The sequence below is a fragment of the Streptomyces sp. NPDC093064 genome, from assembly GCF_044754605.1.
Taxonomy (GTDB): Bacteria; Actinomycetota; Actinomycetes; order Streptomycetales; family Streptomycetaceae; genus Streptomyces.
The window spans coordinates 46698-67325 of sequence record NZ_JBIVPK010000002.1 but is presented as its reverse complement, the minus strand read 5'-3'; the positions used below and the strand labels follow the sequence as shown (position 1 = coordinate 67325).

General features: G+C 72.3%; 22 protein-coding genes and 1 pseudogene. 8 read left to right on the top strand and 15 right to left on the bottom strand.

From position 1 onward, the window contains the following. Positions 1-2 precede the first annotated feature (2 nt). From ACIQFZ_RS03205 to ACIQFZ_RS03190, 4 genes are read left to right on the top strand one after another with little or no spacing between them, the layout of a single operon-like run. Entirely contained in the window at positions 3-422 is a 420-nt protein-coding gene (locus tag ACIQFZ_RS03205) for a roadblock/LC7 domain-containing protein (RefSeq protein ID WP_361409080.1), read from the top strand. Beyond that, the gene (locus ACIQFZ_RS03200) at positions 419-775 is read left to right on the top strand and encodes a DUF742 domain-containing protein (protein ID WP_361409083.1); all 357 of its coding nucleotides are present in this window, start codon (positions 419-421) and stop codon (positions 773-775) included. The genes ACIQFZ_RS03205 and ACIQFZ_RS03200 overlap by 4 nt, the downstream gene beginning before the upstream one ends. Further along, the gene (locus ACIQFZ_RS03195; protein ID WP_365419613.1) at positions 756-1373 is read left to right on the top strand and encodes an ATP/GTP-binding protein; all 618 of its coding nucleotides are present in this window, start codon (positions 756-758) and stop codon (positions 1371-1373) included. The genes ACIQFZ_RS03200 and ACIQFZ_RS03195 overlap by 20 nt, the downstream gene beginning before the upstream one ends. After that, the gene (locus ACIQFZ_RS03190; protein ID WP_402690489.1) at positions 1370-2629 is read left to right on the top strand and encodes a cytochrome P450; all 1260 of its coding nucleotides are present in this window, start codon (positions 1370-1372) and stop codon (positions 2627-2629) included. Before ACIQFZ_RS03195 ends, ACIQFZ_RS03190 begins: the two co-directional genes overlap by 4 nt. Before the next feature lie 134 nt (positions 2630-2763). Here the strand turns inward: ACIQFZ_RS03190 and ACIQFZ_RS03185 are convergent, their stop codons facing one another. The 11 genes from ACIQFZ_RS03185 to ACIQFZ_RS03135 form a co-directional block, all read right to left on the bottom strand. Continuing rightward, a complete protein-coding gene (locus ACIQFZ_RS03185) occupies positions 2764-3990 on the bottom strand; it encodes a cytochrome P450 (protein WP_383057517.1) in 1227 nt (408 codons plus the stop codon). Between the two features lie 152 nt (positions 3991-4142). Continuing rightward, the gene (locus ACIQFZ_RS03180) at positions 4143-4775 is read right to left on the bottom strand and encodes a M15 family metallopeptidase (protein ID WP_402690612.1); all 633 of its coding nucleotides are present in this window, start codon (positions 4773-4775) and stop codon (positions 4143-4145) included. Between the two features lie 52 nt (positions 4776-4827). Further along, complete coding sequence (locus tag ACIQFZ_RS03175; protein WP_402690488.1) at positions 4828-6306, bottom strand: NUDIX domain-containing protein; 1479 nt, start codon at positions 6304-6306, stop codon at positions 4828-4830. Between the two features lie 87 nt (positions 6307-6393). After that, complete coding sequence (locus ACIQFZ_RS03170; RefSeq protein WP_402690487.1) at positions 6394-7248, bottom strand: urease accessory protein UreD; 855 nt, start codon at positions 7246-7248, stop codon at positions 6394-6396. Next, a complete protein-coding gene (gene ureG / locus ACIQFZ_RS03165) occupies positions 7248-7946 on the bottom strand; it encodes an urease accessory protein UreG (protein ID WP_376650928.1) in 699 nt (232 codons plus the stop codon). Before ureG ends, ACIQFZ_RS03170 begins: the two co-directional genes overlap by 1 nt. Then, the gene (locus tag ACIQFZ_RS03160; protein WP_402690486.1) at positions 7936-8688 is read right to left on the bottom strand and encodes an urease accessory protein UreF; all 753 of its coding nucleotides are present in this window, start codon (positions 8686-8688) and stop codon (positions 7936-7938) included. The genes ureG and ACIQFZ_RS03160 overlap by 11 nt, the downstream gene beginning before the upstream one ends. A gap of 22 nt (positions 8689-8710) precedes the next feature. After that, positions 8711-10420 (bottom strand): urease subunit alpha, encoded by a 1710-nt coding sequence (locus ACIQFZ_RS03155; protein ID WP_365419630.1) that lies wholly within the window; start codon positions 10418-10420, stop codon positions 8711-8713. Continuing rightward, positions 10413-10904, bottom strand: a complete 492-nt coding sequence (locus ACIQFZ_RS03150; protein WP_383057513.1) for an urease subunit beta — start codon at positions 10902-10904, stop codon at positions 10413-10415. Before ACIQFZ_RS03150 ends, ACIQFZ_RS03155 begins: the two co-directional genes overlap by 8 nt. After that, entirely contained in the window at positions 10901-11203 is a 303-nt protein-coding gene (locus tag ACIQFZ_RS03145; protein WP_402690485.1) for an urease subunit gamma, read from the bottom strand. Before ACIQFZ_RS03145 ends, ACIQFZ_RS03150 begins: the two co-directional genes overlap by 4 nt. Positions 11204-11298: 95 nt before the next feature. Then, positions 11299-11790 (bottom strand): hypothetical protein, encoded by a 492-nt coding sequence (locus ACIQFZ_RS03140; protein WP_383057512.1) that lies wholly within the window; start codon positions 11788-11790, stop codon positions 11299-11301. Between the two features lie 151 nt (positions 11791-11941). After that, positions 11942-13681: an N-acetylmuramoyl-L-alanine amidase gene (locus tag ACIQFZ_RS03135; protein WP_402690484.1), complete on the bottom strand. Its 1740-nt coding sequence runs from the start codon at positions 13679-13681 to the stop codon at positions 11942-11944. 558 nt (positions 13682-14239) lie between these two features. On the opposite strand from ACIQFZ_RS03135, the gene ACIQFZ_RS03130 reads away from it, so the two are divergent. Continuing rightward, positions 14240-14938 carry a ScbR family autoregulator-binding transcription factor gene (locus ACIQFZ_RS03130; protein ID WP_402690483.1) on the top strand — a complete coding sequence of 233 codons (699 nt, stop codon included), beginning with the start codon at positions 14240-14242 and terminating at the stop codon, positions 14936-14938. 189 nt (positions 14939-15127) lie between these two features. Here ACIQFZ_RS03130 and ACIQFZ_RS03125 read toward each other — a convergent pair whose 3' ends face one another. Next, on the bottom strand, positions 15128-15496 hold the full coding sequence (locus ACIQFZ_RS03125) for a MazG-like family protein (protein ID WP_383057509.1): 369 nt from the start codon (positions 15494-15496) through the stop codon (positions 15128-15130). A 110-nt stretch (positions 15497-15606) separates the two neighbouring features. Continuing rightward, complete coding sequence (locus ACIQFZ_RS03120) at positions 15607-16152, bottom strand: DoxX family protein (RefSeq protein WP_402690482.1); 546 nt, start codon at positions 16150-16152, stop codon at positions 15607-15609. Positions 16153-16294: 142 nt separating this feature from the next. Here ACIQFZ_RS03120 and ACIQFZ_RS03115 point away from each other — a divergent pair, with 142 nt between their 5' ends. The 3 genes and pseudogenes from ACIQFZ_RS03115 to ACIQFZ_RS03105 all read left to right on the top strand — a co-directional run bounded on the left by ACIQFZ_RS03115 (position 16295) and on the right by ACIQFZ_RS03105 (position 18291). Next, complete coding sequence (locus tag ACIQFZ_RS03115; protein ID WP_365419647.1) at positions 16295-16621, top strand: nuclear transport factor 2 family protein; 327 nt, start codon at positions 16295-16297, stop codon at positions 16619-16621. Between the two features lie 10 nt (positions 16622-16631). Next, positions 16632-16970 (top strand): annotated as a pseudogene (locus ACIQFZ_RS03110) (aldo/keto reductase); the annotation flags it as partial. A gap of 127 nt (positions 16971-17097) precedes the next feature. After that, positions 17098-18291, top strand: coding sequence for a D-alanyl-D-alanine carboxypeptidase family protein (locus ACIQFZ_RS03105; protein ID WP_402690481.1), 1194 nt, complete (start codon positions 17098-17100; stop codon positions 18289-18291). A gap of 360 nt (positions 18292-18651) precedes the next feature. On the opposite strand, the gene ACIQFZ_RS03100 is transcribed toward ACIQFZ_RS03105, so the two are convergent. Both ACIQFZ_RS03100 and ACIQFZ_RS03095 read right to left on the bottom strand, forming a co-directional pair. Next, complete coding sequence (locus ACIQFZ_RS03100) at positions 18652-19410, bottom strand: SDR family oxidoreductase (protein WP_402690480.1); 759 nt, start codon at positions 19408-19410, stop codon at positions 18652-18654. A 78-nt stretch (positions 19411-19488) separates the two neighbouring features. After that, on the bottom strand, positions 19489-20547 hold the full coding sequence (locus ACIQFZ_RS03095; protein ID WP_402690479.1) for a Gfo/Idh/MocA family protein: 1059 nt from the start codon (positions 20545-20547) through the stop codon (positions 19489-19491). Positions 20548-20628 lie beyond the last annotated feature (81 nt).

Below are 20628 nucleotides of genomic sequence, written 5' to 3'. Positions count from 1 at the left end.
TCATGCAGACCACCGACAACAGCCTCACCTGGCTCCTCCAGAGCCTCCTGGAGCGCACCCCCGGCACCCGGCACGCTCTTGCCCTGTCCCGCGACGGCCTGAAGCTCTGCTGGACCGAGCACCTGACGCTCGACCAGGCCGACCAGCTCGCCGCCATCTGCTCCGGCATCCAGGCCCTCGCCCAAGGCGCGTCCATGGAGTTCGGCGACGGCACCGGCGGCGTCCGGCAGTCCATGACCGAGTTCCACGGCGGCCTGCTGTTCATCGTGGAGGCCGGCGAGGGAGCGCATCTGGCCGTACTCGCCGAGGAGGACGCCGACCCCGGCGTGGTGGGCCACCAGATGTCGGAGCTGGTGGAGCAGATCGGCGAGCACCTGCGCGCCGAGCCCCGAGAGCCCGTTCCGGGGAGTGCCGCGTCGTGATGCGCAAGCCCGTGGACACCGGTGACCCCGACCGGCTCTACACGGTCACGGCCGGCCGGAGCCGCGCCGACGAGTCCTTCGACCTGGTCACTCTCATCGTCAGTGAGTGCCGGCCCACCGCGGGAATGCAGTCGGAGCACGCCCGGATCCTGGAGCTGTGCCAACACCCCACGGCCGTGGTCGAGATCGCCGCGGAGCTGAAGCTGCCGATCACGGTGGTGCGGATCCTGCTCGGCGACCTGCTCGACACGGGCCGGATCACCGCCCGCCACCCGCGCGCGGCGCAGTCCGTCGCCTCGCTCCCTGATTCCGCCCTTCTCAAGGAGGTGCTCCATGGGCTCCGCAACCTCTGAGCTGCCCTCCCACCGCACGCCACTGGCCGACGCGGCGGAGACCGGTCTGAAGATCGTCATCGTGGGCGGTTTCGGCGTCGGCAAGACGACCCTGGTCCGCTCGGTGAGCGAGATCCGGCCGCTGAACACCGAGGAGGTGATGACGCAGGCCGGCGTCGGCGTCGACGAGACCAGCGCGGTCGCGACGAAGACGACCACGACGGTGGCGTTCGACTTCGGGCGGATCAGCCTCAACGAGCGCATGGTGCTGTACCTGTTCGGCGCGCCGGGCCAGGAGCGCTTCTGGTTCCTGTGGGACAGGCTGTTCTCCGGAACGCTGGGCGCCGTGGTGCTCGTGGACACGCGCCGGATGAACGACTCCTGGTACGCGATCGACCGGCTGGAGCACCACAAGACGCCGTTCGTGGTGGCCGTCAACCGGTTCGACGACGACACCCACCGGTACTCCCTTGACGAGATCCGCCAGGCGCTCGCGCTGCCCGAGCACGTGCCGATGCTCGACTGCGACGCGCGGGTCCGGCAGTCCGGCAAGGACGTGCTGGTCACCCTCGTGGACCACCTGTACGAACTGGCCATGGCCCAGGAGGCGACACCGTGACCGACCCCTCTTCCGCGCAACCGGCTCCGCCGGGCTGCCCCGCCCACCACCCCGACGCGGTGCGCCTGGGGGGCCTCGAGTACCAGCAGACGCCGTCGCAGCTGTACCGCGCGCTGCGCCGCGAGCACGGCGCGGTCGCGCCGGTGCTGCTCGACGGGGACATCCCGGCCTGGCTCGTGCTCGGCTACTCCGAGGTGACCTATGTGACCAGCCACGACGAGCTGTTCGCGCGGGACTCCCGGCGCTGGAACCAGTGGGAGAACATCCCGGCGGACTGGCCGCTGATGCCGTACGTCGGATACCAGCCGTCGGTGCTGTTCACCGAGGGCGACGAGCACCGGCGGCGGGCCGGGGTGATCACGGAGGCGCTGGAGGGTGTCGACCAGTTCGAGCTGGCCCGCAACTGCCAGCTGATCGCCGACCGGCTCATCGCCGACTTCGCGGGCAGCGGCCAGGCGGAGCTGATGACCGGTTACGCGCATGCCCTGCCGATGCGGGCCGTGGTGCAGATGTGCGGGATGCCGACTTCGGGTGAGGACACCCGGCAGCTCGTCGACGACCTGCGGATCTCGCTGGACGCGGCGGAGGGCGACGACCCGGTGGCGGCGTACGGGCGCGTGGGCGAGCGGCTGCGGCAGTTGGTGAAGGACAAGCGGGTCAGCGCCGGTCCGGACGTCACCTCGCGCATGTTGCTGCATCCGGCGGGGCTGACGGACGAGGAGATCGTCCAGGACCTGATCTCGGTGATCGCCGCGGCGCAGCAGCCGACGGCGAACTGGATCTGCAACACGCTGCGGCTGCTGCTGACGGACGAGCGGTTCGCCGTGAACGTGTCGGGCGGCCGGCTCAGTGTGGGCGAGGCGCTCAATGAGGCGCTGTGGCTGGACACGCCGACGCAGAACTTCATCGGGCGCTGGGCCGTACGGGACACCCAGCTGGGCGGGCGGCAGATCCGGGCGGGCGACTGCCTGGTGCTGGGGCTGGCCGCGGCCAACACCGATCCGCAGATCTGGCCCGATTCGCAGGTGGGCGCGGAGAACGCCGCGCATCTGTCGTTCAGCAACGGCGAGCACCGCTGCCCCTATCCGGCACCGCTGCTGGCGGACGTGATGGCGCGGACGGCGGTCGAGACGCTGCTGGAGCGGCTGCCCGACCTGGTGCTGTCGGTGGAGCCCGAGGAGCTGGCCTGGCGCCCGTCGATCTGGATGCGGGGGCTGACCGCGCTGCCGGTGCAGTTCACGCCGGTGGTGCAGTAGGCGGGCGCCTGCTGGTGCCGTGGAGCGGGCGCCCGACAGCGCAGTGGACGGGCGCCTGGTGAAGCGGCAGCGCGGGCAGGCACATGGGCCCCCGGAAGGGGCCCATCACCTCGGCGGTGGTGCCGGTCGGGCGGTCAGGCGGTCACGGGCGTGAACCGTACCGGCAGGCGCTGCGGGCCACGGGTGAAGACGCCTTCCTCCACCGGGTCGAAGCCGTCGGCGAGGCGCATGTCGGGCATGGCGTCCAGCAGCTGGCTGACGCCGATCTCGACCTCCGCCTTGGCGAGCAGCGCGCCCACGCAGAAGTGCCGGCCGAGCGCGAAGGCGAGGTGGTCGGCGGCGGCGGAGAAGGCGGTCGTGGTGGTGAGGTCGTCGCGGAAGATGTCGAAACGGTCCGGGTCGCGGTAGCGGCTCTCGTCGCGGTTGGCGGCGCCTATCAGGCAGGTGACGGTGACGCCCGCGGGTATGGTCCCGCCGCTGAGCTTCACCTCGGTCGCGGACTGCCGCATGATCATGTGGACGGGCGGGGTGTAGCGCAGGGTCTCGGCGAAGGCCCGCGGGATCAGGTCGCGGTCCGCGCGGACGGCGGCGAGCTGGTCGGGGTGGAGCAGCAGGTTCGCGAAGATGCTGGCGATCGCCTTGTCGGTGGTCTCACCGCCGGCGGCGAGCAGCAGGCTGCAGAACGCCTTGATGTCCTCGTCGCTCATCCGCACGCCGTCGACCTCGGCGGCGCACAGCGTGGACAGCAGGTCGTCGCCCAGGTTCTCGCGGCGTTCGCGGATGATCGGCAGCATGTACTCGGCGAACTCGACACGGGTCCGATCACCCGCCGCGGCCACCTCGGGGTCGCCCGAGAGGTTGCCGAGGAAGGCGATGACGGTCGTGTACCAACGGTGGAAGCGCGCGTGGTCGGCCTTGTCGAGGCCCAGCATGTCGGCGATCACGTTGACCGGGAAACGGGTGGCGTAGTCGTTGACCAGGTCGGCGGAGCCGGAGTTCCGGAAGGTGTCGATCAGTTCGCGCGAGTTGCGCTCGATGACGGGCAGGAACTTCTCCTGGAGGTCGGCGCCGCGGAAGGCGGGGGCGACAAGGGCGCGGCGCACGGCGTGCTCACGACCGCTGAGCTGGAGGATCGTCTTGCCGTGCACGGGCTCGATCTGCCAGTCGTAGTTGTCGGTGGTGAACTCGCCGTTCTTGTCCTTGAAGACGCGCTCGACGTCCTCGTAGCGCGAGATGATGTAACTCTGCGTGGCCTCGTGCCAGATGAGGGGCGCGGTGTCGCGCATCAGACGGTACGCCGGGTAGGGGTCAGCGGCGAACTCGGGCGAGAGGATGTCGGGCACCTGCTGCGCGGTGGACATGGGGCTCCCTCAAGGTCAGTGACTGGCTTACGGCACAAGGTAATTGATCAACAGTCAACCAAGACAGCCCCACTCCCTCACCAGCCGTCCCACAAGCACCCGTTGGCCGAAAACCATGCCTCGAACGTGGCCAAAGTGACCAGGCCGTGGCGCTACGTCAGCTCGACGGGCCCGTACGGGGCGACGGACCGCCGGGACCGCAACGCCCAGTACCGGTCTCCGTACGACCAGTGCCACCATTCGGTCGGGTAGTTGACCAGCCCGGCCGCGGACAGCGCGGCTCCGAGGGCGGACCGGTTCGTCCTGGCCGGGACACCGATGCCAGGGGCGTCGGTGTAGCAGGCGCCATCGGACTCCTCCGGACTGGCGTTCATCCGCGTGCCCAGGTCCAGTTCGCGATCCTGGTGGTCGACGAGCGTCACGTCGACGGCCGCTCCGGCGGAGTGCGGCGCGATCTCCGGAGGCGAGACGTAACGGCTGGCCGCCTCGCGTATCCGGGCGGCCGCCCAGTCGGGATGTACGCGCGACAGCTCGTCGGAGTACTCCTCGAAGTAGCGCCTCTGCAGGGCCGGCGGCCGGTACCCCTCCACGAACAGCAGACGTACCCCGGCGGGCAACAACGACTGCGCGTGCAGCAGCCGGGTGAGAACCCCGCGCCGTACGTGGGCGTAGGCTCCGGCCGCGTCGACCTTGCGGGCGTCGACCTCGATCGCGTGGGCACGGACATCGACGAGTTCCTCGCCGCACTCCCGGACGGGGATCGCCGCCACCCTCCGGTCGGACATCAGCACGATGCTCACTCGTCTCCCCGATCCCAGGTGCCGAGAGCGAAAGAAGTCACTGGTCGTCCCAGCCCATCTCCGAGTACGGGTTGCCCGCGAGGATGTTCTCGATGGCCGTGCGGGTGTAGGGAACGACCTGCGCCGGAAGGCTGTGCGGTGGCCACCAGCGCCACTCCACGCACCGTTCGGGCTCCAGGACCGCCGGGGTGCCGGACCACGCTCTGGCCCGGAACACCAGTTGGACGCGTGGCCGCGCGCCGGGTGAGTCGACCAGGTGGACCGTGTGCGCGTACTCCACGTCTGCGGGGTCGATGACCAGGCCGGCCTCCTCCTTCGCCTCCCTCACCAGGCAGGTGATCGCCGACTCCCTCTCGCAGTGCCCCGCCAGGAAGTGCCAGAGGTTCCCCGCGTACGAGGAGTCGGGGTGGCGCAGACCGAGGAGGAGACGGCCGTGGTCGTCCTCCAGGTAGAGGTGGACGCCGACGACGTGGAGTTCGGTCCCGTCCGGCGCCTCGTCCCGCATCGGGCGCGTGCTTCTCGCCGGGCCCCTCGCGTGGGCTTGCTGCGCGGCGTGCCGGCGGATCAGGTCCCGGGTGGCCGGGTGCAGGCGCAGCCGGTCCAGCATGTCGGGGGTGAACCACCGCAGGAGCACGCCCTCGCGCAGGTCCACCGTGTCGGGATCGCCGCTCCAGCAGCCCGAGTAGATCTGGCCGGGCACCGTGAGTCCGTCGACGCTCGTGGACTCCTCCACGGAGTACGGCAGCAGATCCGCGGGTCGCAGGCCCGGGACCTCCTCGGCGAGTTCCCGCAGCAGGGTGGCTTCCAGGGAGGAGTCGCCCGGCTCGCGGCCGCCGCCGAGGAGCGCGAACGCTCCCGGCTCCCAGATGCCGTCACGGTGATCCCGCAGATGGAGGAGGTAGCGGCCCGCACCGTCGTGGATCAGGGCGGAGGCGTTCACCGGTTCCGGCCGGCCGTCGAGCCCGCCGGCCAGGAGCTTGGCCCGCAGCGTGGGGGAGCCGACCTCCGCGAACGGTCGCCATGCGGCCCCGGAAACCTCCTCGTCCTGCAACGTGACCGCCGGCGGCCGGTCGGCGGCGAGGTGGAACGCGAAGCGGAAGTCGTAGTGCTCGTGCGCCGGCTCGCCTTTGGCCGGACTGGCGTCGATGCCGTGGACGTCGATGTCGATCGGACCGTCGAGGAACTGCGGCGTCGGGCAGAGATCCTCGGGCCGGATCCCGGTCTCCTCGCACACTTCCCGCAGCGCCGCGGCCAGGAGAGTGTGGTCGTCCGCCTCGACGTGCCCGCCCGGGGCGAGCAGCAGCCCGGTTGCCCTGTGCACGATGTGCAGCACGCGCCGGTCGCGGTCGATGACGACCGCGCTACAGGTGACGTGGCCGGGCAGCGTCGTACGGCTGCACGGGTCGGCGGGACCGTCCAGAAGGGCCGGCAGCCCGGACAGGGTGTCCCGTTCTTCGGGGTGGCGGTCCAGATAAGTGCCGACGACTTGGCGGATGTGGGAACGGGTGGGCGGCACGTCATCACCTCACGCTCGACGGGGACTTGCTGCCGCCGGCGGGGCAGGGTCCGATCGTGAAGTGTCCAGCTTCTCAATTGCCTGACGTCACACGGTCTTTGGACACGTGTGTGTTTCGGCCGGTTCGGGAAGCCCGCTGCCGCGCTGCGTGGCGCAGTCGGTGGACGGGTCGGTCATGCCCCGGTCGAGGTGCCGGCGCAGGGTGAGGGCGTCGTCCGCCAGGGCGGTGAGCAGGGTAGCGGTGGGGGTGAGGCGCATGACGGCCGTGTCGGCGTCGCTGGGGGCTGGGTTGGCCGGGCGGGTGTCGGCGGGGCTGTCGGGGGTGATGACGAGCAGGGTGCCCAGGGCCCGGCGGCCGCCGGTCACGGCCGGACCGTGCCAGCCCGGAATGTCGGGGCCGACGGCGAATTCCTGGTCGTGGAGGGGGCGGCCGGCGAGGGTCACCCGTAGGCGCTGGTGGACCGTGCCCGGGGTTTCGCCGTGGCGGCCCAGGAGCAGTTCCTCGCGGGCGAGCAGGCGGGCGCCCGGCTCCAACTCGATGCGCATCGTGGCGTGGTGGTCGCAGCGGCCGGCGGCGATGACCGGTTCGGGCAGCCAGACCAGGGTGCCGGTGGGCGCGACCCGCAGGTGGGTCTCGGTGCGTGAGGGACGACCGTGCGGCCCCGGCAGCACCAGGCTCGCCGCCACGCTGCGTACGACGAGCGCCGCGCCCGCCGCGACCTCGACGTCCAGCCGCAGGTGGTCGCCGCCGATCGGGCCCGCGGCCGCGGCGGCCAGCGCCACGTGGGCGGCGCCGTCCGGGTTCCATCGGCCCGTCGGCCCGACGGCGGCGGTGGGGCGCAGGACCAGCGGCGCGTCGGAGCGGAGCCGGCTGATCCGGGTCCTGACCCGGCCGGACCGGTCCCGGTCCGCCGTCACCTCGAGGCGGGCGTGGGCACGCATCACCGGGCGGGAACGCCGAGGCACTGCCGCACCCACGCTGCGACGTCGGCCGCGGTGGGGTCCCGGACCAGGGAGGTGAACAGCACGGGCAGATCACCGCGCTTGGCGCGGGCGTCGCGGTCCATGACGGCGAGGTCCGCGCCGACCTGCGGCGCCAGATCCGTCTTGTTGATGACCAGCAGGTCGGCCGAGGTGACACCCGGGCCGCCCTTGCGGGGAACCTTGTCCCCGCCGGCGACGTCGATGACGAAGATCTGGTGGTGGACCAGTCCGCGGCTGAACGTGGCGGTGAGGTTGTCCCCGCCGCTCTCCAGGAGGACGAGGTCGAGCGGCGGCAGGGTCGCCTCCAGCTCCTCCACGGCTTCGAGGTTGGCGGAGATGTCGTCCCGGATCGCCGTGTGCGGGCACGCCCCGGTCTCGACCGCCCGGACCCGTTCGGCGGCCAGTACGCCGTTGCGCAGCAGGAAGTCGGCGTCCTCGGTGGTGTAGATGTCGTTGGTGACCACGGCCAGGGAGAGCTCCGGGGCCAGTGTGCGGCACAGCGCCGCGACCAGTGCGGTCTTGCCGGAACCGACCGGGCCGCCGATGCCGATGCGCAGTGCTCGGCCGGGGCGGCGGGGCAGGGCCCCCGTCCCCTGCCCGCCGGAGTGCGGGTGATCGTGAGAGTGGGCGGGTCGCGGTGTGGGGTCAGGACGCAAAGAGACGCACCTCCCAGGCGGCGTGGTGTTCGGCACGGATGTCGAGGAGAGGTCCCGCGCGGGACGGCAGCGCCTCGGGTGCCGTGTGCGCGTGGCGCGCAGCCTCGGCGGCGACCGCGGCGATCCGTGGTCCCAGCCGGGCGACCGTCGCGTGGACCGCGAACGGGTCGAGCCCGAGCAGCCGCACGGCGGCCGTCGCCGGGGTGAGTACCGCGTCGTGGGCGGCGGCCAGCGCCGCGGCGTCCGGACCCAGGCCCGCCGCGGCGGCCACCGCGCCCAGGGCCACCGGCTGATGGAGGCCATGCCGGGGCGCGGCGCTCAGCTCGTCCAGGCGGGGGTGGGGCCAGATCGTACGGCCCGCCCGCAGCAGTTGACGCCCCAGGCGGCGCGAGGCGGTCCGCAGCGCCGGTGACGGGGTCCTGGCGGCGAACTCGCGGTCCAGTACCTCCAGTACCTCCAGCACCTCCACGACCTCGGTGGCCCGGCGGCCCGTACCGCCGAAGGAGGCACAGGCCGCCGCCGTGAACGCGGCGGTCACCACGCCGGTCGTCGCCAGGCGTCCCCGCAGGAACTCCTCCAGCGCGGCCAGGTCGTCCACGCCGTCCAGGGCCGCCGCCGCTTCCAGACCGCCGGAATGGGCGTGCCCGCCGGAGGGGAAGCGTCCGTCGGCGAGCAACAGCAGCGCCGGCAGCGTCGCCTGCGGCTGCCGGTTTTGGGATTCCCGGGATTCCTGGGCGTTCATCGGAGGGCGGTGGTGGCGGGGGTCAGAAGAGGAAGTAGCGCTGTGCCATCGGCACTTCGGCCGCGGGCTCGTGCTCGATCAGCTCGCCGTCGACCCGCACGCTGTACGTGTCGGAGTCGACCTCGATGCGTGGAGTGGCGGTGTTCTCCGGGAGGTCCCGCTTGCCGCGGCCGCGTACGTTCTCCACGGCCACGAGCCGCCGCCGCAGCCCCAGGCGGTCGGCGAGCCCGTCCTCGACGGCCGCCGGCGCGACGAAGGCGACGCCGCTCGCGGCGGCGGCCGGGTTGCCCACGTTGTAGCCCAGCCGGTTCAGCACCGGCTGGGGGGTGGGGATCGACGCGTTCGGGTCGCCGAGGGCGGCGCTGGCGGCCATGCCGGCCTTGAACACGACCGTGGGCCGGACCCCGAACAGGGCGGGCTGCCACAGCACCAGATCCGCCAGCTTGCCGGGCTCGACGGAACCGATCTCGCGTTCGAGGCCGTGGGCCACCGCCGGGCAGATCGTGTACTTGGCGACGTAGCGGCGGGCCCGCTGGTTGTCGGCCCGGCTGTCGCCGGGCAGTGAGCCGCGCAGCTCCTTCATCCGGTGGGCGGTCTGCCACGTCCGCGTCACGACCTCCGCGACCCGGCCCATCGCCTGCGCGTCCGACGACATGATCGAGAGCGCTCCGAGGTCGTGCAGCACGTCCTCCGCGGCGATGGTCGTGGGACGCACCCGGCTCTCGGCGAACGCGAGGTCGTTGGGCACCTGCGGGTTGAGGTGGTGGGCCACCATCACCATGTCCAGCGCCTCGGCCACCGTGTTGACGGTGAACGGGCGGGTCGGGTTGGTCGAGGCGGGCAGTACGTTCGGCTCGCCGGCGATCCGGATGATGTCCGGTGCGTGGCCGCCGCCCGCGCCCTCGGTGTGGAACGCGTGGAACGTCCGCCCGCCCACGGCGGCGAGCAGATCCTCTACGAAGCCCGCCTCGTTGAGGGTGTCGCTGTGGATCGCGACCTGCACCCCGGCCTGGTCCGCGACGGTCAGCGCGGCGTCGACCGCGGCAGGGGTGGCGCCCCAGTCCTCGTGCACCTTGAACCCGCCTGCGCCGCCGCGCAGTTGCTCCCACAGCGCCTCGGGGGACACGGTGTTGCCGCGGGCCAGGAACAGCACGTTGAGCGGCCAGGGCTCGCAGGCCTCCAGCATCCGCCGCAGCCACCAGGCGCCCGGCGTGGCCAGGGTCGCCTTCGACCCCTCGGTGGGCCCCGTGCCGCCGCCGACGAACGTGGTGGTGCCCGCCGCGAGGGCTTCCTCGAACATGTCCGGGCCGACGAAGTGCACATGGGTGTCGATCGTGCCCGCCGTCAGGATCAGCCCGTTGCCGGCCGCGATCTCCGTGGAGGGGCCGATGACGAGGCCGGGGTGGACCCCGTCCATGGTGTCGGGGTTGCCCGCCTTGCCCAGCGCCACGATCCGGCCGTCCCGGACGCCGACGTCGGCCTTGACCACGCCCCAGTGGTCCAGGACCAGCGCGCCGGTGATGACCAGGTCCGGTGTTCCCTCGCCGCGGGTGGCCCGCGACTGGCCCATGGACTCCCGGATGGACTTGCCGCCGCCGAAGACGGCTTCGTCACCGCCGCCGCAGAGGTCCCGCTCGACCTCGATGAACAGGTTGGTGTCGGCCAGGCGGACACGGTCCCCGGTGGTCGGGCCGAACGAGGCGCCGTACTCCCGCCGGCTGATCTCAGCCATCGAGTTCACCTCCGCACAGCCCCCGCAGTCCGGCCACGATCCGCCGGCCTCCGATCGGGACCAGCTCCACCTCCTCGATCGCACCGGGCTCGAAACGCACCGAGCCGCCCGAGAGCACGTTGAGCCGGCGCCCCCACGCGGCCTCGCGGTCGAACTCCAGCGCGGCGTTGACCTCCGCGAAATGGAAGTGCGAACCGACCTGGACGGGGCGGTCGCCGGTGTTCTCCACCCGCAGCCGGGTGACCTCCTTGCCGGCGTTGATCACGACCGGTTCGTCGCCGTAGAGCACTTCGCCCGGGATCAGGGGCTCGTCGGCCTCCGGTTGTTCCCCTGTGTAGTGCCGCCGGGCCGCCTGCCGCGACCCGGTTCCGCCCCGTCGGGGCGGGCTCGGGCTGCCGACGCCGCTGGAGGGGTGGACCACCGAGCCGTGCTGGTCCTGCCTGCCGGGGTCGTCGCTGGGATGCTCGCCGCTCTTCATCATCATGGGATCGGCCCCGTCACCGTGATCAGCTTCGTGCCGTCGGGGAAGGTCGCCTCGACCTGCACCTGCCCCAGCATCTCCGGCACCCCCTCCATCACGTCGTCGCGACCGAGCACCGCCCGTCCGGACTCCATGAGTTCGGTGACCGTACGGCCGTCGCGCGCACCCTCCAGCAGGAACGACGTGATCACCGCGGTGGCCTCCGGCAGATTCAGCTTCAGGCCCCGCACCTTGCGCTCCAGGGCCAGCTTCGCCGCCGTGTAGATCATCAGGCGCTCACGCTCGTGCAACGTCAGAAGCATCGGCCGCCTCCACGGGGTGAGAGGAAGAACCACGCTCTTGCAGTTAATCCCAAACGTGCTCCCGTCGCAGAGCGAGAACTCACCCAAGGTGACGATCAGCGGACCGTTCCGACGCGTCGGACGTCCTCCGCGCGCACACCACCGGCCTGGGCGTCCGCCACGGTCGCCCGACGCGGCCGGCCGTGCAGGGTCAGATAGAAGATCTGCAGGGAATCCCGTGCTCCGCCCGTCTCGAAGCGGTTGAGGACCTTGCCCAGCGGGTTCCACAGACGCCCGTCCTGCATGCGGACGCCGACCGGCTGGCCGAAGTAGGCCCGCAGATCGGCGTCGAAGTCCACCCAGGTCGCACCCGCGTGGCGCACCAACACCTCACCCACGTACGCCCCGAGGCCGAGCAGCGGCCCGCGTACGCGCTCGCGTGAGGCACCGCCCTTGCGCATGCCGTCGATCAGGAAGTCGACGAGCCGCAGACTCGCCACGGAGTAGTCCAGAGGCAGCCGGCTGCGCCCCGTGAGACGGGCGACCAGGGTTGCCGCGTGCAGGTGCATCCCCTCCGCGTCCGGGTTGCTCTCGTCGGCCTCGGCCATGGAATCCCACCCCTTCGCTTGCTGTGGGGCCTTGAAGGGCTCCCCGGTTAGCAAGCGGATTCCATCGCCGGAACGTCACGCGACGCCCGTACGGCGACCGGCGCCGCCGCCCCGGCCGATGGGGGACGGGGCGGCGGCGTGGCCGGGCGGGTCAGCGCGTGGTGTAGCGGGACTGTCCGGCGGCGGTGCGGATGCCCGGCAGCGCGGAGTAGAGGGTCTTGCCGGGGCAGAGGGTGGCGTAGCCGTCCCGGTGGCCGGAGACGGTGTTCAGGACGGCCTTCTGGCCGGTCTTGAACACGCCGGTGTTGTCGGCCGCGGTGAGGGTGACCTTGGCCTGCGGGTCGACGCCGTCCAGACCGAGCTTCCAGGCGCCGAGGTCGGCGATGGCCTGCTTGGCGGCGGCGGTCGGGGTGCCGCCGTTCTCGTAGTCGCCCAGCAGGGAGATGCCCGCGGAGTCGCCGTTGAAGCCGTAGGTGTGGGCGCCGCGCACCCGTTGGCCGACGCCCCCGGCGCGGCCCTCGAAGACGGTGCCGCACTTGTCGACGAAGAAGTTGTAGCCGACGTCGTTCCAGCCTTGGGTGCGCACGTGGTAGACGAGGATCGCGCGCATGATGGCGGGTGAGTCCGCGCAGCTGTAGTCGTTGGTGCCCGCGGTGTGGTGGACGAAGACGGCCTTCACCTTGGCCAGGTACTCGGGCGGGTCCTTGACCAGGGACTCGTCGGCGCCCCAGGTGGCGCGGTCGATGATCGCGGGGGTGGCGGGCTCGGTCGGCCCGGTCGGCGCCGTCGTCTCGGGTGCCGAGGGGGCGGGCGGCTGGGAGGCTTCGCCCGTGGGCTGCGGGGCCGATTCGGCCGGCTCCGGACCGGTGCTGTCGCCGGGGGCCGGGGAGTCGCCGGAGTCCGCGGGGCCGGTGGGCTCCGAGCCGTCGGTCGGCTGTGTGTCCGAGCCGGTGTCCGAGGTGGGTGCGGGTGACTCGGTGGTGGGGTCGGCGGAGCCGGTCGGCTCGGTTGTTTTCCCGCCGTCGTCGGTCGTGGCCTCGGCGGTGGGGGAGGGGGCCGTGTCCGAGGAGCCGTCGCCGTTGCCGGCTCCGCTGGTGGGCGTGGCGGACGAGGCGGTGTCCGGTGGGGTGTCGCCGGGCGCGGAGGAGGAGTCGGGGGAGGACGGCTGCTGGGTGGGGGCCGCGGTCTCGCCCGCGGAGTCTCCTGGCTTCGTGCCACCCTTGCCGTTGCCGTTGCCGTTGCCGTTGCCGTTGCCCTGACCGTTGCCGGTGTTGCCCTGGCCCTGGCCGTTGCCCTTGTTCTGGCCGTTGCCCTGGCTCTGCCCGTTCCCCTTGTTCTGGCCGTTCGCCTTGCCCTTGCCCTGCGGGGTGGTGCCGGGGTCGATCAGGTCGAGGCGCAGTCCGTCGGGGACGGTGGTCTGCTTCCCATCGGCCATGACCCGTGCCTCGACCGCGTCGGAGGGGCCCACCCACAGGGGTTCGGAGGCGCCGCGGGTGCCCGGGGCGCGACCTTCGTCGGTCTCGGGGCCGACCGTGTCGAAGTCGAGGTCGCGCCAGTCGGTCCACTCGCCGTCGGCGGCGGCGCGGGTACGTATCTGGGCGGTGCCGTCGAAGGTCCTGGCGCGGTCCTTCCAGGAGACACCGATCAGGGAGAAGGCCTTGGTGTCGGTGCGGGGAAGGGCGCGCTTCGAGCTGTCGTAGCCGACGAGCGCGATGGTGTCCGCCCTGGCCGGCCGGGCTTCCTCGGCGCCCGTGCCCGAGGAGTGATCGGGGGTCAGGACCACGGCGGCCGTGGCCAGACCCGCGCCGCCGATCACGGTGGCACCGACGGTCAGCCAGACCCGGCGCCTGTCGGCACGTGCGCGGCGGGAACGGGATCTTGAGGAACTCATGGTCTTCCCTCGGGGTTGTCGAGTGCGTGCTCTTCGCGATCAGGCAGCGCGCGGGGAATGCCGGTCGGCGGATTCGAATGCGACGCAGCTCGATGACGTGCCGTCGTCATTTCCGTCCTCTCGCACATGCCATTTCGCTGTTGCGTGAACCGGCGTTTATACCCGGCACCGGGAACGGCTGTCCAGTGAATGGAAATAACGGACAATCGACGCTCCTGCTTCGTTTGGAGCGTCAGCCAAGCTGGCCAAGTGCCGGTAATGTCCGGTCGCTTGACATGGTGTCCGTGAGATGAATAGGAATTTGTGGGCGGCCGCCCATGGTGTTGACCGCCGGCATCACGAAGCGGAAATGTGTCGCACGGTGCGCGCCGATCCGGAAAAAGGGAGTCCAATTCCTGGAATGCGGAATTCATGGCTCCGGAGAATCCGACGGATCCCGCTCGGCACGGAGCGAGGTGGATCGGCCGGGTCGTCGAGGAGGACTTCACCGTGCCCGACAAGGACCAACCTGCGCTAAAGTACGTCAAATTCGGGCTGTTTCACCCCTGGGAGAGTCCCGTGGCTCAGCAGGAGCGTGCCATCAGGACCCGCCGCGCGGTGCTCGACGCGGCCGCCGCGGTCTTCGCCGAACGGGGTTACGCCGCGGCCACCGTCGCCGAGATCCTCAGCCGGGCGAAGGTGACCAAGGGCGCCATGTACTTCCACTTCGACTCGAAGGCCTCCCTGGCCCGGGGCGTGCTCGCGGCGCAGGCCGGCATCGAGCACCACGTGCCCCGCGAACTCAAGCTCCAGGAATGGGTGGACGCGGGGATGACGCTCGCCGTCCGCCTCCCCGGGGAACCCCTGCTCCTCGCCGGTGTGCGGCTCTCCGCCGACCTCCAGGGCCGTGACGTCTTCGGCAGCGTCTGGCCCGCCTGGACGCAGCGCACCGCGGACTTCATCGAGGAGGCCAAGAGGCGCGGCGAAGTGCTGCCGCACGTCGTGCCGGAGACGACCGCGCACCTCTTCCTCGGGGCCTGGATCGGCGTCCAGTTCGTCTCCCAGGCGGTCGCCGGATGGGCCGATCTGGAGCGGCGGATGGCCGATCTCTTCGAGCACGTGCTGCCGGCCATCGCCACCCCGGCGGTACTGGTGCGGCTCGACACGGCGTCCGACCGGGGGAGTCGTGTCATCGCGGAGGCGGAGGCGGAGGCAGGGGCTGAGGCTGGGGCTGGGTCGAAGGCGGTGTCGCTGACCGCCGTGGCCGGCGACGGCTGAACGGGCGGGGCGCTCGACGCCCGGCCGGTCGGCACCGTCCCGTCGGAAGCGACCAGTCGGCACCTGCCGTCGGAAGCGACCGGTCGGCATCGTTCCGTCGGAAGCGCCCGGCTGGAACCGGCCACGCGGTTCGCGGACGGCCGCACGGCCGCGCCCCACGGACCTCGGTTCACCGCCCGGCCGTTTCCGTCAGGCCTCCCCGCCCGACCCCAGTGACCGTTGCTTGACCCGCTCCAGGTGCCGGGTGAAGACCTGCCGGGTCTGAGGGGTCAGGGTGCGCAGGGCCACCAGAGCGGTGATCACCACGTCGCACAACTCCGCCTCGACGTCGTCCCAGGTGTGGGTGGTGCCCTTGCGCGGGTTCCGGCCGGTCGCGCCGATCACGGCCTGGGCGACCTCGCCGACCTCCTCCGACAGCTTCAGGACCCGCGGCAGTACCGCCGCCTCCCGGCCCTCGTCGAGGGGGCGGTGACCGTCCAGCCAGGCCCACAGGTCGTCGACGGTGGACCAGATGTCCTCGGGCGGTGCCGGCGCGGTGCCGGGGTGCTGATCGCTCATGCAACGCAGCCTGCCACGACCGCCGGCTCCTGTTCCCGGCCTTGCGGCGGCCCGCCATGGCCGTCGGACCTGTTCCCGCCCGCGCCGCGGCCCGCCACGACCGCCGCGTCCTACTCCCCGAAAAGCGCCTCCTGCTCCCCCTCCTTCTCCTTACGCAGCCGCCGCACCCGCGCGCCCAGGACCACGGACGTCGCCGCGGCCGCCGTTGCGAACGCCGCCGGGACCATCCAGCCGCGGTTGACGGTGTGTCCGAGGGCGTGGTCCACGGAGAGCCGGCCGGGGCCCGCGATCACCAGGCCCACCGAGGTCAGGCCCAGCGAGGCGGCGTACTCGTAGCCGCCGCTCTGGGCGAAGAAGCCGCTGGGCGCGTGCACGGCTGCCGCCCCCGCCATCGCGCCGGCCGCCGCCGCACCCGCCGCCGGGGTCGCCAGGCCCATGGCCAGCAGCAGACCGCCGCCGGCCTCCGACAGCCCGGCCGCCATCGCGCTCGCCTTCCCCGGCCGGTAGCCCACGGACTCCATGAACCGGCCGGTCCCCTCGACCCCGCCCCCGCCGAACCAGCCCAGCAGCTTCTGCGCGCCGTGCGCGGCCAGCACGCCGCCGGTACCCAGCCGGAGCAGCAGCAGGCCCAGATCGCGTCGGTCGTAACAGGTCACGGTGACTCCCCAGGCAGACGGCGGATGAACAGCGGCGTCGGACTCGTTCAGGGTGTCCACCGTCGCACCGCCCACGCCCGCCGGGCTTGTCCTGCGCTCCGTTCGGGTGGCGGGGTCCGGGGACCGGTGTGACGCTGCCGACATGACGATTCAGACCGCCAGACTGAGCGACCCGGCCGTCCGTGCCTTCGTCACCGCCGTCAACGCGCACGACCGCGAGGGCTTCATGCAACTCCTCGCGCCCGGCGCGACCATGGCGGACGACGGAACCGACCGCGACCTCGCCGAGTGGATCGAGGAGGAGATCTTCTCCACGCACGGCCACATGGAGGTCGACAAGGAGTCAGCCGGCGGCCGCGCCCTCCTGGCCCGCTACTGCAACGACACCTGGGGCGAGATGCGCACGCGGTGGTCGTTCACCATCGCCGACGACGGCCGGATCTCGCGGTTCGAGACCGGCCAGGCGTAGCACAGCACCTGCTGTCGTCGCCGAGGGCGAGCACTGCATGGCCGTGCAGCACGCGCTGAACGTGCATCAGGACGCGCCTTCGATGCTCGCGCTGTGCGAGGAGCGGGACCTCGCCGGCGCCGACCCGCAGCGGCCGGCCCGCGCCGGGGCGCTGTGCGAAGTCCTGACCAGCGGCGGCCGTACGCTCGCCCAGGGCGCCCTGGCCCGGCTGTGGGCGTGCAGCGGGCGGACCGTTCCCGTCCCCGGATTCCGCTCGGCCGCCCAAGCCGAGGAGAACGCGGGCGCGCTCGCCAAGGGCCCGCCGACCGCCGCCCAGCCGGCCGGGACCGCCCGCGTCCTGGGGCGGTGAGCGGGCGTGGAGCCGGCGGTGAGGGTAATCCGACAGGGCATTCGGTAACCTGTCCTTTGATGATCTTTTGATCAGGCTTTGAGAACATGTCACGCATGGGCTCGGACTCGCTCTGTACGGTCCCCGGGTGCGTGATTCCTCTCGGTCCCCCCACCTGTCCCGGCGTTCCCTGCTCACCCTGGCCACGGCCGCCCCGCTGACCGCCATGACCGCCACCGGCCCGGCCGCGGCCGCGCCCCCCGCCCGCGCCGCCGGCGTGATCGGCGGCGCGCGGCTGGCCCGTGCGGGGGTGCAGGTGAGCGGTGCCACCGGCCTGCCCGCCCGCCTCACCGCCCGTGCCTGGCTCCTCGCCGACTGGGAGACGGGTCACGTGCTCGCCGCCCACCGCGCGCACCAGCCCCTCGCGCCCGCCTCCACGCTGAAGATGCTGTTCGCGGACACGGTGCTGGGGAAGTTCCACCGGGCCGAGCGGCACACCGTCACCGACGCCGAGCTGGCCGACATCCCCATGGGCTCCAGCCTCGTCGGGATTCAGGCCGGGACCACCTACACGGTGGAGCAGCTGTGGCAGGGCGTGTTCCTGCGCTCGGGCAACGACGCCGTGCACGTGCTCGCGCACATGAACGGCGGGGTGGCGAAGACGGTCGCCGAGATGCAGGCCAGGGCGGAGGACCTCCAGGCCCTGGACACCCACGTGGTCAGCCCCGACGGCTTCGACCACCCCGGTCAGCTGTCCTCGGCGTACGACCTGACGCTGATCGCCCGGCACGGGCTGCGCAACGCCGACTTCCGCCGCTACTGCGGCACGCACGACGCCGACTTCCCGGCCGGCCGGAACAAGAGCTTCCAGATCCAGAACACCGACCGCCTGCTGACCGGCGCGTGGGGCCTGAGGGCGTACAAGGGCCTGATCGGGGTGAAGAACGGCTACACCAGCGACGCCGGAAACACCTTCACCGGCGCGGCCGTACGCGGCGGTCGCACCCTGCTGGCCACGGTGCTGAACCCCCCGACCGGCAGCAACGCCGTCTACGAGGAGACCGCCGCCCTGCTCGACTGGGGCTTCGGGCAGGGGCGTTCCGCGCAGCCCGTCGGCACGCTGGTCGAGCCGCTGAGCGAGGGCGGGGCGAAGGTGGACGCGGGCGCGCCGCCCGAGAAGCAGGCCGCCGCCGGCCCGCCGGGCGCGGCGGCCGGCCGCCCCTCGGCCTGGCGGCTGCTGGAGGGCGCGGGCGGAACGGTCGCGCTGCTGACCGGCGGTATGTGGGCGCTGCGCCGGCGCTGGGCCGCGGCCGCCGACTCCGGAGGCCGCCACCGGCGCTGAGTCGCAGCCGTCTGAGCCGTAGCCGTATGTGCGGCAGCCGTTCCACGCACCGGTGCGGACCTCGCGGTCCCCCCGCGGGGTCCACCCCCGACCGGTGGCGTGGAACGACTGCCGCCTTCCCCCCCCCCGAGATGTGGCTCTGGGTCCGGCCGGCGGAAGTGCGCCGCTCCAACTGTGAAGCTCTGATGGAGGAGATGTCGAGCATAGGTGTGCTACCGGCCCCGATGGTACGGAGGTTGGAACTCCGCTTGTGCAGATTGCCCGTCGGTGGCCCGTTTCGCCGTCCGTCCCGGGCCGTTGGACTCCGGTCCGGCCCGTTTCGCCGTCCGTCCCGGGCCGTTCGGCTCCGTTCCGGACCGCTCAGCCCCGCCCCACGTACGGCATCGTCGTCGCCATGACCGTCGCGAACTGCACGTTCGCCTCCAGCGGCAGCTCGGCCATGTGCCGCACGGTGCGGGCCACGTCGGCGACGTCCATCACGGGTTCCGGGACCACCTCCCCATTGGCCTGGAGGGCGCCCGACTCCATCCGGGCCGTCATGTCGGTGGCCGCGTTGCCGATGTCGATCTGCCCGACCGCGATCCGGTACGGCCGCCCGTCCAGGGAGAGCGCCTTGGTCAGGCCGGTCAGGGCGTGCTTGGTGGCGGTGTAGGGCGCCGAGTGGGGCCGGGGCGTGTGCGCCGAGATCGAGCCGTTGTTGATGATCCGGCCGCCCTGCGGGTCCTGCTCCTTCATCTGCCGGTACGCCGCCTGCGCGCACAGGAAGGCCCCGTTGAGGTTGGTGTCCACCACGTGCCGCCACGCCTCGTAGGACAGGTCCTCCACCGGCACGCCGCCCGGTCCGAACGTGCCCGCGTTGTTGAACAGCAGGTCGACGCGTCCGAACCGCTCGACGGTGGCCGCGAACAGCGCGGCCACGTCGTCCGGCCGGGCCACGTTGGTGCGTACGGCGAGGGAGGCGGCCTCCGGGGCGAGCGCCGCCGTCTCCTCCAGCGTCTCGGGGCGGCGCCCCGCCAGGGCCACGGACCAGCCCGCGCGCAGCAGTTCCACGGCGACGGCCCGCCCGATGCCCGAGCCGGCGCCGGTCACCACGGCGATCTTCGATTGCCTGTCGGTCATGGCACGGAGCGTACGAGGACGGTCCGCCACGCGGAATCCACTGTCCGCCATACGGATGCCCGCCCGATGCCGCGGGGCTCAGGCGAGCGCGGGTTCCCGGTCCTGGCCGGCCTCCGGTCCGCCCGCCTCCCCCGGATACCGCACGCCGATGCGCTCCCGCACCGCGTCCAGCGTCCGCATCACCGCCAGGGTGCCCTCCAGCGGTACGAGCGGCGACTCCGTCTCACCGGCGCGCAGGGCCCGCATCACCTCCAGCGCCTCGTGCCGCAGGCTGGTGCGCGGACCGTCGGCCGGATCCGCGGTGAACTCCTCCGGCTCACGGCCGTGCCGGCGCAGCACGAAACGCTCCGGGTGGAAGAAGCCGGAGGGCACGTCGATCCGGCCCTCGGAGCCGGTGACCGAGGCGCGGGTCGCCGTGGAGCCCGTGATGGAGCAGTGCAACTGGGCCAGCGCGCCGCCGTCCCAGGAGAGCAGCGCGCCGGTCTGGAGGTCGACGCCCTCCGCGGAGAGCACCGCCCTGGCCGTCACGTCCGACGGCTCGCCGAGCAGCAACTGCGCGAACGACACCGGGTAGACGCCGAGGTCGAGCAGCGCCCCGCCGCCCAGGCGCGGGTCGCGCAGCCGGTGCGAGGGTGGGAAGGGGCCGGCCAGCCCGAAGTCGGCCTGGACGGTGCGCACTTCGCCGATCGCGCCGTCCTCGATCAGTGCCTTCAGGCGCCGTACCAGTGGATTGCAGTACATCCACATGGCCTCCATCAGGAACCGGTCGTGCTCCCGGGCGAGTGCGACGAGTTCCCGGGCCTGCCGCAGGTTCAGCGTGAACGGCTTCTCGCACAGCACGTTCCGACCGGCCTCCAGGCACAGGCCGGCGGCCGCCCGGTGGGCCGCGTGCGGGGCGGCGACGTAGACGACGTCGACGTCCGGGTCGTGGGCGAGCGCCTCCCAGTCGCCGTAGGCCCGTGGGATCCCGAACCGTTCCGCGAACGCCTTCGCCGGCTCCTCGGTGCGCGAGGCCACCGCCACGACCTCGGCGTCCGGCAGGTCCACCAGGTCCGCGGTGAACGCGGCCGCGATCTGGCCGGTCGCCAGAATCCCCCAGCGCACCGTCTTTTCCGCCACCCCGGACACTTCCGACATCCCGGACCCCACCCTCGATCACGCGTTCCTCGGCACGGTGTACGAGCTGAGAGCATAGGCGGCGGATCAGACGGAGAGGGC